Source organism: Streptomyces sp. NPDC001514 (assembly GCF_053597075.1).
Window position 1 is genome coordinate 18,325 of sequence record NZ_JBSFHO010000010.1, and the last position, 13,638, is coordinate 31,962.

The 13,638-nt window shown below is 71.0% G+C and carries 11 protein-coding genes; 2 read left to right on the forward strand and 9 right to left on the reverse strand.

All coding sequences use genetic code 11. The features are described from left to right. Positions 1–18: 18 nt before the first annotated feature. Together ACWCXB_RS13140 and ACWCXB_RS13145 are read right to left on the reverse strand one after the other, a co-directional pair. Positions 19–807: an SDR family NAD(P)-dependent oxidoreductase gene (locus tag ACWCXB_RS13140; protein WP_450722123.1), complete on the reverse strand. Its 789-nt coding sequence runs from the start codon at positions 805–807 to the stop codon at positions 19–21. Continuing rightward, positions 804–2,126 (reverse strand): enolase C-terminal domain-like protein, encoded by a 1,323-nt coding sequence (locus ACWCXB_RS13145; RefSeq protein ID WP_450722125.1) that lies wholly within the window; start codon positions 2,124–2,126, stop codon positions 804–806. The genes ACWCXB_RS13140 and ACWCXB_RS13145 overlap by 4 nt, the downstream gene beginning before the upstream one ends. A 252-nt stretch (positions 2,127–2,378) precedes the next feature. On the opposite strand from ACWCXB_RS13145, the gene ACWCXB_RS13150 reads away from it, so the two are divergent. Further along, on the forward strand, positions 2,379–3,419 hold the full coding sequence (locus ACWCXB_RS13150) for a PAC2 family protein (protein WP_450722127.1): 1,041 nt from the start codon (positions 2,379–2,381) through the stop codon (positions 3,417–3,419). A 70-nt stretch (positions 3,420–3,489) separates the two neighbouring features. Here the strand turns inward: ACWCXB_RS13150 and ACWCXB_RS13155 are convergent, their stop codons facing one another. From ACWCXB_RS13155 to ACWCXB_RS13175, 5 genes are all read right to left on the reverse strand, one after another. After that, complete coding sequence (locus ACWCXB_RS13155; protein WP_450722129.1) at positions 3,490–6,543, reverse strand: NPCBM/NEW2 domain-containing protein; 3,054 nt, start codon at positions 6,541–6,543, stop codon at positions 3,490–3,492. 114 nt (positions 6,544–6,657) lie between these two features. Next, the gene (gene mshC / locus ACWCXB_RS13160) at positions 6,658–7,887 is read right to left on the reverse strand and encodes a cysteine--1-D-myo-inosityl 2-amino-2-deoxy-alpha-D-glucopyranoside ligase (protein ID WP_450722131.1); all 1,230 of its coding nucleotides are present in this window, start codon (positions 7,885–7,887) and stop codon (positions 6,658–6,660) included. A 139-nt stretch (positions 7,888–8,026) separates the two neighbouring features. Next, positions 8,027–8,905 carry an SCO1664 family protein gene (locus tag ACWCXB_RS13165; protein WP_450722133.1) on the reverse strand — a complete coding sequence of 293 codons (879 nt, stop codon included), beginning with the start codon at positions 8,903–8,905 and terminating at the stop codon, positions 8,027–8,029. After that, positions 8,869–9,459: a DUF3090 domain-containing protein gene (locus ACWCXB_RS13170; RefSeq protein WP_450722135.1), complete on the reverse strand. Its 591-nt coding sequence runs from the start codon at positions 9,457–9,459 to the stop codon at positions 8,869–8,871. The genes ACWCXB_RS13165 and ACWCXB_RS13170 overlap by 37 nt, the downstream gene beginning before the upstream one ends. 60 nt (positions 9,460–9,519) lie before the next feature. Then, entirely contained in the window at positions 9,520–10,215 is a 696-nt protein-coding gene (locus tag ACWCXB_RS13175; protein ID WP_450722137.1) for a histidine phosphatase family protein, read from the reverse strand. Positions 10,216–10,274: 59 nt separating this feature from the next. Between ACWCXB_RS13175 and corA the strand changes: the two genes are divergently transcribed. Continuing rightward, positions 10,275–11,300 (forward strand): magnesium/cobalt transporter CorA, encoded by a 1,026-nt coding sequence (gene corA, locus ACWCXB_RS13180; RefSeq protein ID WP_450722139.1) that lies wholly within the window; start codon positions 10,275–10,277, stop codon positions 11,298–11,300. Between the two features lie 21 nt (positions 11,301–11,321). Here corA and ACWCXB_RS13185 read toward each other — a convergent pair whose 3' ends face one another. Continuing rightward, positions 11,322–12,107: a ferritin-like domain-containing protein gene (locus ACWCXB_RS13185; RefSeq protein ID WP_450722141.1), complete on the reverse strand. Its 786-nt coding sequence runs from the start codon at positions 12,105–12,107 to the stop codon at positions 11,322–11,324. 394 nt (positions 12,108–12,501) lie between these two features. After that, positions 12,502–13,551: an LLM class F420-dependent oxidoreductase gene (locus tag ACWCXB_RS13190; protein WP_450722143.1), complete on the reverse strand. Its 1,050-nt coding sequence runs from the start codon at positions 13,549–13,551 to the stop codon at positions 12,502–12,504. Positions 13,552–13,638: the final 87 nt, after the last annotated feature.

A 13,638-nucleotide genomic window follows, 5' to 3' on the forward strand; every position in this document is an offset into this window, starting at 1 on the left:
GGTGTTGGCGTTGTCGGTTCAGGTGGCGGGGCGCAGGCGCAGTCCCTGCATTCCGCCGTCGACCGCGAGTGCCGTGCCCGTGACGGCGGCCGCGGCGGGACTGGCGAGATAGACGACGGCGGCCGCGACCTCGGCGGCGGCGACGAGACGTCCGGTGGGCTGACGGGCTTCGAGTGCGGCCCGCTCGGCCGCGGGGTCGGCGGCCTGGTCGAGGAGTCGGCCGATCCACGGGGTGTCGGCCGTGCCCGGGTTGACGCAGTTGACGCGGATGCCCTCGCGGACGTGGTCGGCGGCCATGGCGAGGGTGAGGGAGAGGACGGCTCCCTTGGAGGCGCTGTAGAGGGCGCGCTGGGGCAGTCCCGCGGTGGCGGCGATCGAGCAGGTCTGGGTGATGGAGACATGGCCGGGGCGCTCGGTGGCGGCGGCCCGCAGATGGGGCAGGGCGTGCCGGGCGGTGCGGACCATGCCGAGGACGTTGATGTCGAGGACGCGGCGCCATTCGTCGTCGGGGTTGTCGGCGACGGTGCCGATGGCGCCGATGCCCGCGTTGGAGACGACGGTGTGGAGGGCGCCGTACTCCTGTGCAATGTCATCGATGGCCGTACGCACTGCCACGTCATCGGTGACGTCCGCCTTCAGCGCGAGTGTCCCTTCCGGCGCGCCCGCCGTGTCCCGGTCGAGGACGGCGACCCTGGCGCCCCTGGCGAGCAGCAGTTCGGCGGTCGCGGCTCCGATACCGGAGGCGCCGCCGGTGACCATGGCCACCATGCCCTCGAAGTCCTGCGCCAAGTCCCGTCTCGGTGTCATGAGTTGCCGACCTCCTGGGCGGATGCGCGGGCCCGCCAGACGGGCCCTTCCGGGTAGCGGTGCGCGGCGAGCGATTCGGGCCGCATACGGGAGGAGAAGCCGGGCGTCCGCGGTGCGACGTAGTGCCCGTTCTCGACGACGGCCGGGGCGGTGAAGTGTTCGTGGAGGTGGTCGACGTACTCGACGACCCGGTCCTCCTTGCTGCCGGAGACGGCGACGTAGTCGAACATCGCGAGGTGCTGCACCAGTTCGCACAGCCCTACCCCGCCCGCATGCGGGCAGACGGGTACGCCGTACTTGGCGGCGAGCAGCAGGATCGCGAGGTTCTCGTTGACGCCGGCGACACGAGCCGCGTCGATCTGGACGAAGTCGACGGCTCCGGCCTGGAGCAGCTGCTTGAAGACGACCCGGTTGGCGGCATGCTCGCCGGTGGCGACCTTGACGGGCTGCCCGGCGCGAACGGCCGCATGGCCGAGGACGTCGTCGGGGCTGGTGGGTTCCTCGATCCAGTGGGGCTCGTACGGCGCCAGGGCCTCCATCCAGCGCAGCGCGTCGGGGACGTCCCAGCGCTGGTTGGCGTCGACCGCGATGCGTACGGCGGGACCCACAGCGGCGCGTGCCAGTTTCAGGCGCCGTACGTCGTCGTCGAGGTCGGCGCCGACCTTCAGCTTGATCTGGCCGAATCCGTCGGCGACGGCCTGTCGGGCGAGCGTGACCAGCTTCGTGTCGGAGTAGCCGAGCCAGCCGGGCGACGTGGTGTACGCGGGATAGCCCTCGGCGCGCAGCCGTTCGGCCCGCCGTTGTCTGCCGGGCTCGGCGGCGCGCAGGATCGCGAGAGCCTCTTCCGGCGTCAGTACGTCGGTGAGATAGCGGAAGTCGACGAGGGAGACGAGCTCCTCCGGGGTCATCGCGGCGAGGTACTCCCACACGGGCTGTCCGGCCCGGGTCGCCGCGAGATCCCAGGCGGCGTTGATCACCGCCCCGGCCGCCATGTGCATCACGCCCTTCTCGGGGCCGAGCCAGCGCAGCTGCGAGTCATGGGTGAGGTCGAGGTGAAGTGCGGCGAGGGCGGCGGCCGTGAGGGGGGCGGGGCGCCCGACGACATAGGGCCGCAGCGCCTCGATGGCGGCGGCGATGACATCGTTGCCGCGGCCGATGGTGAAGCAGAAGCCGTGTCCTTCGGCCCCCGCGTCGGTGCGGATGACCACGTAGGCGGCCGAGTAGTCGGGGTCGGGGTTCATGGCGTCGGAGCCGTCGAGCTGTTCCGAGGTGGGGAAACGGACGTCGTGGACCTCGAACCCTGTGACGGTCTGACTCATGCACGCCCCCGCTGGAACATCGGACCTCTTCCGGTCATCCGATGTATAGCGCCGCCACCTGGGCAGCGTCCAGGGCCGGGACGGAAGAATCCCGATGACAGCTCGGATGAATCTCCGCCCGGATCCGGTATTCCCCTGACCTATGCCCCTGCCGTATCGAACTTCACCCAGCCGTGCACAGAGGCTCGGGCGGGCACCCGTGAAGCCGTAAGGTTGGTCCGTACGCAAGGGAACGCCGAAAGGAGGCACTGGGTGATCGAGCTCGAGGGGGTTCCCGAGCTGATCGACCCGGTCATGGTGGCCGCGTTCGAGGGCTGGAACGACGCCGGCGACGCCGCCTCCACCGCGGTCGCACACCTGGACCGGGAATGGAAGGGCGAGGTGGTCGCGGCGCTCGACGCCGAGGACTACTACGACTTCCAGGTCAACCGGCCCACGGTGTGGCTGGACGGCGGGGTACGGAAGATCACCTGGCCCACAACCCGGCTCTCCGTGGTCCGGGTCGGCGGCGAGAAGCCCCGCGATCTGGTGCTGGTCCGCGGGATCGAGCCGTCCATGCGCTGGCGCTCGTTCTGCAACGAGCTGCTGGGCTTCGCCCATGAGCTGGGCGTCGAGATGGTGGTGATCCTGGGCGCGCTCCTCGGCGACACCCCGCACACCCGTCCGGTGCCGGTCAGCGGGGTCACGTCGGACCCGGACCTGGCCAGGACGATGGACCTGGAGGAGACGCGGTACGAGGGCCCGACGGGCATCGTGGGCATCCTCCAGGAGGCGTGCACGCACGCCGGGGTGCCGGCCGTGTCGCTGTGGGCGGCGGTGCCGCACTACGTCTCGCAGCCGCCCAACCCGAAGGCGACGCTGGCCCTGCTGAACCGGCTGGAGGATCTCATCGACCTCCGTATCCCGCTCGGCGAACTGCCGGAGGACGCACGCGCCTGGCAGCTCGGCGTGGACCAACTGGCCTCCGAGGACAGCGAAGTGGCGGAGTACGTGCAGACGCTGGAGGAGGCACGGGACACCGCCGAGCTTCCGGAGGCGTCCGGTGAGGCCATCGCCCGCGAGTTCGAGCGGTATCTGCGGCGCCGGGACGGCGGTCCCGGCCCGGGGCAGGCGCAGGGCGGGCACGCGACGGAGAGCGGCGACGCGGGCTCGTATCTGCGGGACACGTCCAGCGGCCGTACGAAGCCGCCCAAGCCGCCGAAGCCGCAGCCGGGCAACGAGAGCGAGGACGAGAGCGGGAGCGATACGGGTCCGGACTCGGGCCCGGGCTCCTCGGACACGTCCGAGGACTGAGGAGCGATCAGCGGGAGCGGGGTGGTGCCGACCGGCACCACCCCGCTCCCCGTAAGGGCGTTACGAGCCGTCAGCCGCAGCGGAAACGGGCTGCCGCCCAGTCGCCGTGGTCACCGGACTTCGAGCCGTTGGTGTCGGTGATCCGCAGATGGACGTGGCGTGCGCCGGTCACATCCACCTCGGTCGGCACGGTGGCCGACGCGCCGGTGAGCTTCGGCGAGGTCCACAGCACCTTGCCGTCCGCCTCGACCGAGAAGGCCACCTCGCCGTAGCCGTTGATCTCGTCGTCGATGCCGATGTCGGCGGTGAACGCGGTGCAGCGGCCGCCGAGATAGACCTCGATGTCGGAGTCGGCGTGCGCTCCGATGCCCTTCTCATAGGTCTTTCCGGCGAGGGTGAGCGTATGTCCGTCGCTCGCACCCGACTCGCCGTTGCTGCGGTCGCGTTCGGGCGGCCCCCAGCCGTTCGTGGACTTCAGCCACACCAGATCGCTCGCCCAGGCGTCGACGGCCGGCGGCTCCGGCATCACGCCGACCGCGAACCGCTGCACGGCGGTACGGTCCTGGCCCGCCGACCGGTGCCGCACGGTCGCCGTGAGCGTCGCCTCGCCCGGCCGGGCCTCCTCGGCGGGGGTGACCGCGACCTCCACGCGACGCGTCGTGCCCGCCGGGATACGGTCCACGGTCGCCGCGGGCGTGACCTCCCAGCCCGCCGGGGCGGCCAGCGAGACGGAGACCCCGGTGGCGTCGTGGCTGCCCGCCGTCACATCGACCGCGACCTTTCCGGGCGCACCGGCGCCGAGTTCCTGTCCCGCCGGCGCGGTGACGACCGCGGTGGCGCCCGGCACGGCGCCGCCGACCGCCGCGGTGTCCGCCAGCTCAAGGGCGAAGCCGCGGTCGGTGCGCACTGCGGGGGTCTTGACCAGAACCACGCCGCCGCGGTCGTCGCGGTCGTAGAACCAGCCCTGCGTCGCCGCCTCGTACGCCGCCTTCGAGGTGAGCCGGGGCAGCTTGCGGTCGTCGAGCTCCACCGCGCTCGGCGCGTCCCCGGTGTGCAGGGTGAACCGGTACGGCCTGGCGGTCTGCTTGCCGGTGAAGGAGCCCTTGCTCGCGCCGATCCGTACGGTCACATCGCCCGCGCCGCGGCGCGGGGCCTCGACGTCGGCGCGCTGAGTGGCGTACTTGCCCGCGCGGTGCTCCCGCGTCACCCCGTCGTCCTCGTACAGCGTGAAGGACGAGTCGCCCTGCGGGTAGATGTCCCAGGCCAGCGGGGAGTCCGCGGTGCGGTCGGCGTAGGAGCGGATGCCGCCGGGCCACATGGGCACGGTGGCCCCGGCACGCACGAACAGCGGGAGGGTGTCGAGCGGGGCGCTGTAGTCGTCGACGGTGACCGGGCCCTCGTAGGCCCGCCCGCTCCAGTAGTCGATCCAGGTGCCCTTCGGCAGGTAGATGCCGTCGCGCTGCACGGCGTCCTGGTGGACGGGCGCGACGAGGAAGTCCTCGCCGCTCAGGAACTCGTACTTGGCCGCGTCCGTCGCCGCCTTGGGATCGTCGGGGTACTCCAGCACGAGCGGGCGGGCGAGGCCGACGCCGGTCTTGGTGGCCTCGTTCGCGTGCGTGTAGATGTACGGCAGCAGGGCCTCGTGGAGCTTGAGGTAGTCCCGGTTGATGGAGGTGTAGGGCTCGCCGTAGCGGAAGGGCTGCTTGTCGCTGGCGGCCCAGCCGTCCATGGTCATCGTGACCGGGAGGAACATCTTCCACTGCAGGTCGCGCGTGTACGTCTTGGGGCTGCCGCCGAAGATGCCGTCCACGTCGCCGGTCGTGTAGGCGAGGCCGGACATGGATGCGCCCGCGTAGGTCGGGATCTGCCAGCGGATGTACTCCCAGGTGCCGGACTGGTCGCCGGACCACTGGACGCCGCAGCGCTGGGCACCGGACCAGCTCTCGGGCGCCCAGGTGAAGCCGCGGGCGGTGCTGTTCGCCTCGATTCCGGCGTACGCGTCCTTGCAGCCGTCGAGGGCGAACTTGTAGCCCGCGCCGACCCAGGCGACATCGAGCTTCGCGACCCGCTGGCCGGCCTTGACCTGGTCGGCGAGCTTGTCGAGGCCGTCCTCGGTCCACAGCCCGAGCTGCGTCTTGCGCTGCTGGAGGCCCTGCGCGGTCTCGGCGAGGTTCTCGTAGCCGCAGCCGTAGCCGTCGTTGACCAGCATCCAGCCGTTGGGCATGTCGTTCTCGACGTAGCCGTCGGCGACCTTGAGGGCGTCGAGGGTGTGCCGTTCGCCGCGGTTGGCGTTGTGCAGGTAGCAGTCGGCGTCGCCGATCTCCAGGCCGTAGACGGGCGGCATGAAGGGCTTGCCGGTCAGCCGGGTGTACTGCCCGATGACGTCCTTGGCGCTCGGCCCGGCGAAGTAGTAGGCGTCGAAGCGCTGTTCCTTCGCGGTGGTGGTGACGGGCTCGCCGAAGACGTACGTGTTGGGGGCGTACGTGTTGCGGTAGACGCCGTAGCCGGCCGAGGAGAGGTAGAACGGGACGGAGTTGGGGTGGCCGCCGTCGTTCCAGTTGTAGTCGACGCCGACCTCGACGGTCTTGCCGCGGTGGGAGGTGTTGCCGCGGCCGTTCTGCATTCCGGCGCCGTAGAACTGCTCGGCGCCGCCGCGCGCGAGCGTCTGGGTCATCCGGTCCTGACTCCAGGTCAGCCCCTGGGTCTCGGACCAGAGTCGGGTGCCGTCGGCCCGGTACAGGGCGAAGCGGAGCGGGGACTTGTAGGCGTGCAGTGTCACCTTTGACGTGCTGAGCTCGTAGCGGTCGCCCTGGTCCTTCCAGCGGGTGGCGGGCGGAGTGCCCTGCGGGAGGACGATGTCGGTGCCCGTCGGGTCGGTGAAGGCACCGTCGGGGGCGAGTTCGATGCGGAAGGTCTCCTGGGAGACGAAGCTGACGCGGGCCTCGGCCTTCCCGGCGGTGAGGCGGTAGACGGGTCCTTCGGCGGTGAAGCCGGTGACGTCCCCGACGGTGGTGGGGGACGGTTCGGCCTGGGCGCTTCCCGGCCCCGCGAGCACCGAGAGGAAACCGAGCAAGGCCCCGGCCACCGCCGCTCTGACGCATCTGATGCGCTTTGATGATTGCATAGAGCGTATTTAGCGCAGAAACGAGCACGAGGCCATGGGCAAAACGGAACCGCCCCCGGACTCCGGAAGGAAGTCCAGGGGCGGTGTCGCGGATACGTGCCGCAGACTGCGGTTTTACAGAGCCACGCCCAACAGCGCGTCCACACCACGCGACACGAGACCGGGCGCACCCTCGTCCGTGCCGCCTTCGGTGCGCTGGAGCTCGGCCCAGCGGTCGACGGCGGCGAGCGCGGCGGGGGCGTCCAGGTCGTTCGCGAGGGCCTCGCGGATCTCCTCGACGAGCGCGTCGGCGGACGGCCCGTCGGGGCGCGACACTGCGGCGCGCCAGCGGCCGAGGCGGGCCTCGGCGTCCTGGAGCACCTCGTCGGTCCACTCCCAGTCGGCGCGGTAGTGGTGGGACAGCAGCGCGAGCCGGATGGCGGCGGGGTCGACGCCCTCGCGGCGCAGCGTGGAGACGAAGACCAGGTTGCCCTTGGACTTCGACATCTTCTCGCCGTGCAGGGCGACCATGCCCGCGTGCACATACGCCTTGGCGAACGGGTGCTCGCCGGTGAGGACCTGGGCGTGCGAGGCGCCCATCTCGTGGTGCGGGAAGGCGAGATCGGAGCCGCCGCCCTGCACGTCGAAACCCATGCCGAGGTGGTCGAGGGCGATGGCGACGCACTCGATGTGCCAGCCGGGCCGGCCCCGGCCGAGGCTGCCGCCGTCCCAACTGGGCTCGCTCTCGCGGGCGGCCAGCCAGAGCATGGGGTCGAGCGGGTTCTTCTTGCCGGGCCGCTCGGGGTCGCCGCCGCGCTCGGCGGAGAGGGCCCGCATCACTTCGGCGTCGTAGTTCGACACTTCGCCGAAGTGCGGATCGGCTTCCACGGAGAAGTAGACGTCGCCGTCGAGTTCGTACGCGGCACCGGCGTCGCGCAGCCGCTCGACGAGGGGAACGATCCCGGGTATGGCCTCGACGGCACCGATGTAGTGCTTCGGGGGCAGCATCCGCAGGGCGGTCATGTCCTCGCGGAACAGCGCGGTCTCGCGCTCGGCCAGCCCGACCCAGTCCTCGCCGTCGCGCTGCGCGCGTTCGAGGAGGGGATCGTCGACGTCCGTGACGTTCTGGACGTAATGAACCTGCCGCTTGGTGTCGAGCCACACGCGCTGGACGAGGTCGAACGCGTTGTAGGTCGCCGCGTGACCCAGGTGGGTCGCGTCGTACGGGGTGATTCCGCAGACGTAGATACGGGCGACGGGACCGGGGTCGAGGGTGACGGGACCCCCGGTCGCGGTGTCGTGGATCCGGAGGTCGCGGCCCATGCCGGGCAGGGCGGGGACCTCAGAAGCGGGCCAGGCATACATGCCATGAGCGTAACCGGACGCGGGTTCCGGATACGAACCGGATGCCGCCTCTTGGCCGGTTCGGCACTCTTGCGCGGATCGGTGACCTGGGGGTATGGAAGGTGGCCTGCAGAGCTCCCGCAGAGCCGTGGAGCGGGTCCTACACCGGAGGCCACGGGATCGCGGGCCACTCCCCCGAGGGTTCCGGGTGGCGGGTGGAGGCCAGGAGGCCGGCCACGCGGGAGCGTACGGCGGCCACCTCCGCCGGGGTGAGGAGTTCCCCGAGGCGCGTAGCCAGGGCGGCGCCCTCGGCGAGGGAGGCCATCAGGGTGCCGAGCACCTCGACCGCCTCCCTCGTCAGGGGCTCGCCCGCCCACCCCCAGAGCAGGGTGCGGAGCTTGTCGTCGACGTTGAAGGTGACGCCGTGGTCGATCGCGTACAGCCGCCCGTCCGCCGTCGGCAGCAGATGCCCGCCTTTGCGGTCCCCGTTGTTGATCACCGCGTCCAGGACGGCCAGCCTCCGCAGCCGTGGATCGTCGGCGTGCACGAGGAGCGCCGTCCGCCCCTCCCCCACGTCCGCGAAGCCGACCGCCCTCCAGCCGTCGCCCGCCTCCTCGTCCTCGACGAGAGCGAGCAGCCCGGCGGACGGGTCCCCCTCGATCCAGAGCTGGACCATGCCCTCGCCGTACGGCCCGTCGCGCAGCACCGTCGGGGGTACGAGCCCCCAGCCCGTCGCCTCGGAGACCTCGTACGCCGCCACCTCGCGGCGCGCCAGGTTGCCGTCGGGGAAGTCCCAGAGCGGGCGCTCGCCCGCGATCGGCTTGTACACGCAGTGCGCTTCCCCGCCGTCGTACGAGACGGAGCAGTACAGCACCGCGTTGGACGCCTCGCGGATCCGCCCCTTCACGGTCAGCTCACCCTTGGTGAGCAATTCGACAGCCGTCGCGTGAGCGTTCGTGGGCGAGTGAGCGTTCGTGTGCGCGTTCGGGTTCGCGTTTGTCGTCACGCTCCGCGACGGTATCCGTTCTGGCGCGGACATACATGTCCCTCCGGGTCGAGCGGCAGGCTGCACAGCGGACACGGCGGCCGCCCCGCGTTCACCACGTCCAGGGCGCGCTTGGCGAAGGCCCTCGCCTGCGCCCCGGTCAGCCGGACGCGCAGCATCGGCGGACCGTTCTCCTCGTCCTGCAGCAGCCGTTCCTCGGCCTCCGCGAGGTCCTCCTCGGAGTCCACGTCCAGCTCGACGAGCGCCTGCGCCTCGACGATCATGCGCTGTTCCTCGCCGTCCCAGGCCAGCGCCATCGTGCCGACCCGGAACTCCTCCTCGACCGGAACGTCCAGCGGCGCCGTGTCGGTGACGTCCGCGGGCGCCATGGCCGGCACCGGGGCGTTGCCCCCGGTGCGCCGCACCACCTCGTCGAGCAGCTCGTCCATCCGCTCCGCGAGCGCGGCGACCTGGGTCTTCTCCAGGGCGACGCTGGTCACGCGCCCGCCTGCGGAAGCCTGCAGAAAGAACGTACGACGTCCAGGCAGCCCGACCGTACCGGCCACGAACCGCTCCGGAGGGTCGTAGAGGAACACCTGACGGGACACGTCCTGTCTCCCTTGAGAGTCAGCGGGCTTTCGGCCCGTCCACCCTACTGCGCGATCCGATCACGGTGCGCCCGCACCGCCCCCGACCACCGCGGTACCGTCCGGGCCCTCCTCCTGCGGTTTGCGCGGCTTGAGCACCCCGAAGTCCCCTGTGTCGCCCAGCCGCAGCAGAAAGGGCCGCACCCGGGTGTAGCGGACCGCCGTCACCGAACAGGGTTCGACGTGGATCCGCTGGAAGAGATCGAGATGCATCCCGAGCGCGTCCGCCACCAGCGACTTGATGATGTCGCCGTGCGAGCACATCAGGTAGACCGCGTCCTCGCCGTGCTCCTCCTCGATCCGCGCGTTCCAGTCGCGCACGGCATCGACCGCCCTCGCCTGCATGGCGCGCATCGACTCGCCGCCGGGGAACGCCGCCGCGGAGGGGTGCCGCTGCACGACCTCCATCAGCGGCTCGTCGGCGAGTTCGGCGAGCTTGCGGCCCGACCATTCGCCGTAGTGGCATTCACCGATCCGTTCGTCGGTGTGCAGCGGCAGCCCCGGACGCTCGTCGAGCAGCGGCTGCAGGGTCTCCAGACATCGCTGGAGCGGACTGGTGACGACCGCGGCGAGCTCCACCCCGGCGAGCCGCCCGGGCAGCGCCGCGGCCTGCACGGCGCCGCGCTCGTCGAGGGCGACCCCGGGTGTCCAGCCGGCGAGCACCCCGGCAGTGTTGGCGGTGGAGCGTCCGTGGCGTACGAGGATCAGCGTGGCCATGGCGGCCAGCCTAAGGCGCGTACGCCGCCTGCGTGTGGGCGGAGCCCGGGCAGGGAAGAATGCGCGCCGTGATCGTCGATTACGCCATCTACCGGGAGGGCCGCCGCACCAAGGGCCCCGACGACTTCTCCGATGCGCTCGACGAGGCCCGCGCGACCGGGGACGCCTTCCTGTGGATCGGGCTGTACGAGCCGACCGAGGACGAGTTCGACCTCGTCAGCACCGAGTTCGGGCTGCATCCGCTGGCCGTCGAGGACGCGCTCACCGCCCACCAGCGGCCCAAGCTCGAGGTGTACGAGGACTCGCTCTTCGTGGTCCTCAAGCCGGTGAAGTACGACGCGGAGAGCGACACCGTCTCCGCCGACGAGGTGATGGTCTTCATCGGTGACTCGTTCGTGGTGACGGTCCGGCACGGGGAGAGCGCGCCGCTGCATGCCGTACGGCTGCGGCTCGAGGCCGATCCGCACGTCCTGAGGCACGGTCCGACGGCGGTGCTGTACGCCGTCAGTGATGCCATCGTCGACCACTACGTCGATGTCGCCGGCGAGCTCCAGACGGACCTGGAGGAGTTGGAGGCGGCTGTCTTCGAGCCCACCGGGGGCGACGCCCGCGCTGCATCTTCCCGGGGGACGGCCCCCGGACCTCCGGTCGCGGCCAAGATCTACAACTTCAAGCGCCAGCTGCTGGAGTTCCGCCGGGCCACCGTGCCGCTCGGGTCCCCGGTGACCCGGCTGGCGAGCGCCTCCGTGCCCTTCGTGCACGAGCACTCGCAGCCGTTCTTCCGCGACGTCAGCGACCATCTGACCCGCGTCAACGAGCAGGTGGAAGGGCTGGACAGGCTGCTCTCGGACATCCTCTCCGCGCATCTCGCGCAGATGGGCGTACGGCAGAACGACGACGTGCGGAAGATCTCGGCGTGGGCGGCGATGATCGCGGTGCCCACGATGGTGGCCGGGATCTACGGCATGAACTTCGAGCACATGCCCGAGCTGCGGTGGTGGTGGGCGTATCCGTCGGTGATCCTGCTCATGGCCGGGGTGGTGCTCGGGCTGCACCGGATGTTCAAGCGACGCGGCTGGCTGTGACCGGGGCAGCGCTGCGTCACGTCAGACGACGACGGCCGTCGTCGCCGGGCCTCCGAGGGCGTCGCGCCGCTCGGGCATCGTCAGGCTGACCATGCGCCGCCAGCCCCCGGCGCGCTCGTACGCGTACATCGCCCGGATGCCGGCCGCCAGCGCCGCCGACTTGGGCTTCGGCCACTTCAGGATCCTGCCCATGTGAGACATGACGGCGAGGCTGACGTCCCGGTAGACGGTGATCTCGGTGAGGGCGCACTCGCGGAGGGTGCGCTGGATGGTGCGGCCGCGGCCCGCGTACGCGAGGCGGAGCAACTCCTCGTGGCAGTACGACAGGTGGTTCTCCTCGTCGTGGCAGATCTGCTTGATGGCCTTGCCGACCTCGGGGTGCTCACCGAAGTTCTTGACCAGCATGTCCATCTGGTCGGCGGCGCGCTGCTCGGTGACGCGGCTGTGCGAGAGGTAGACGACGATGTCGTTCTCGGTGAGCCGCTCGTCGCGGCGGAGCTTGTCGTGGGCGAGGCCGATGCCGTGCTTCTCCAACAGCATCGTGTAGTCGGTCCCGGGCGGTACGTCGACCGGGTCCAGGCCGCGTTTCTTCAGCAGGGCGTTGAAGATCCGGCCGTGTTTGTCCTCGTCGGATCCGTGCCGGGTGATCTTCGGGGCGAGGTCGCGCATCGTCCCGGGCACCAGGGCCGCGATCCGGGCGTTCTCCCAGCCGCCCTGGGTCTCGCCGCTCGCGGCGATCGAACAGAACAGCTGGTAGGAATCGTCGTTGTCGAGGATTTCCTGGAACAGGCTTCGGGCCGAGAGCATCACTGCCACCTCCGGTCAGGTGTCCGCAAAGAACGAGTCAAATGCGGACAGACCGGACCGGCAACAGGTGCGCGACCCGACTCCGCCGAAAGGCCGAAAAAGGTCGGCGCGCGGCAGGCACTGCGCAGCGCTTCCGGGCCGCCGCCTGTGGCGGGCTGGCACCACGCGGTCCGCCCACGCGGATCGAGGTGGGGGTTTCCCCACGACCGCCAGGGGCGTGGGGGGAGCGGGCTCTGGGCGGAGCCCCCGGAAACAGGGGCCGGGGCGGAGCCCCCCACGCGACGCGGTGCGTGACCCACGGCCGTGTGGCGCGTTAGGTGTCGTGACGGCCGTGGCGGGGATGACCCCGAGCCCCCACCACGGCCGCAGGCCTGCCCGGGGCAGATGTCCCCGGTCAGGCGAGCCCGGAGCGCTCCAGGGCGTCCGTGCCGGCCCGCAGGGCCGCGAGGCGCTCGTCGAGCGTGAAGCCGGCCGGGGCGAGCGTGAGGGTCGTGACCCCCGCTGCCGCGTACGCCTGCATCCGCTCGGCGATCCGGTCGACGGAACCGAGCAGCGTCGTCGAGTCGATCAGCGAGTGCGGCACGGCCGCCGCGGCGCCGTCCTTGTCCCCGGACAGGTACTTGTCCTGGATCTCCGCGGCTTCCTTCTCGTAGCCCATGCGCTGGGCGAGCTGGTTGTAGAAGTTCTGCTTGCGGCTGCCCATGCCGCCGACGTACAGCGCGGTGTACGGGCGGAACATGTCGGCCAGAGCGTTGACGTCGTCGCCGACGGCCAGCGGGACGGTGGGGCAGACGTCGAAGCCCTCCATGGTCTTCCCGGCCTTCTCGCGGCCCGCGCGGAGGTGGCGGATCGCGGTGTCCTCCAGGTGGTCCGCGGAGGGGAAGATCAGCAGGGCGCCATCGGCGATCTCGCCGGTCTGCTCCAGGTTCTTGGGGCCGATGGCGGCGATGTACAGCGGGATGTGCTCGCGCTGGGGGTGGACGGTGAGCTTGATCGGCTTTCCGGGGCCGCCGGGCAGCGGAAGGGTCCAGTGCTCGCCCTCGTACGAGAGGCGCTCGCGGGTCATCGCCCTGCGGACGATCTCGACGTACTCACGGGTGCGGGAGAGGGGCTTGTCGAACTTGACGCCGTACCAGCCCTCGGAGACCTGCGGGCCCGACACGCCGAGGCCGAGGCGGAAGCGGCCGCCGGAGAGCGAGTCGAGGGTGGCCGCGGTCATCGCGGTCATGGCGGGCTGCCGGGCGGGGATCTGGAGGATCGCCGAGCCGACGTCGATGCTCTCCGTCTGGGCGGCGACCCAGGCGAGAACGGTCGGGGCGTCCGAGCCGTACGCCTCGGCGGCCCAGCAGACGTCGTAGCCGAGGCGGTCCGCCTCCTGGGCGACGGCGAGATTGTCGCTGTCCATCCCCGCGCCCCAGTAGCCGAGATTGATGCCGAGCCGCATACCGCTCCCCTTACCGATGAGTAACGTCCTTGTCGCGGGACTTTAGCGCGGGTGCACGGGATCCGTCAGGGGCGAGTTGTCCACAGG

Bases quoted from the DNA above. Each gene is read 5' to 3' on its own strand.
- ACWCXB_RS13140 (WP_450722123.1), bottom strand. From the start codon at position 807: ATGACACCGAGACGGGACTTGGCGCAGGACTTCGAGGGCATGGTGGCC.
- ACWCXB_RS13145 (WP_450722125.1), bottom strand. From the start codon at position 2,126: ATGAGTCAGACCGTCACAGGGTTCGAGGTCCACGACGTCCGTTTCCCC.
- ACWCXB_RS13155 (WP_450722129.1), bottom strand. From the start codon at position 6,543: ATGCAATCATCAAAGCGCATCAGATGCGTCAGAGCGGCGGTGGCCGGG.
- mshC (WP_450722131.1), bottom strand. From the start codon at position 7,887: ATGTATGCCTGGCCCGCTTCTGAGGTCCCCGCCCTGCCCGGCATGGGC.
- ACWCXB_RS13165 (WP_450722133.1), bottom strand. From the start codon at position 8,905: ATGTCCGCGCCAGAACGGATACCGTCGCGGAGCGTGACGACAAACGCG.
- ACWCXB_RS13175 (WP_450722137.1), bottom strand. From the start codon at position 10,215: ATGGCCACGCTGATCCTCGTACGCCACGGACGCTCCACCGCCAACACT.
- corA (WP_450722139.1), top strand. From the start codon at position 10,275: ATGCGCGCCGTGATCGTCGATTACGCCATCTACCGGGAGGGCCGCCGC.
- ACWCXB_RS13185 (WP_450722141.1), bottom strand. From the start codon at position 12,107: ATGCTCTCGGCCCGAAGCCTGTTCCAGGAAATCCTCGACAACGACGAT.
- ACWCXB_RS13190 (WP_450722143.1), bottom strand. From the start codon at position 13,551: ATGCGGCTCGGCATCAATCTCGGCTACTGGGGCGCGGGGATGGACAGC.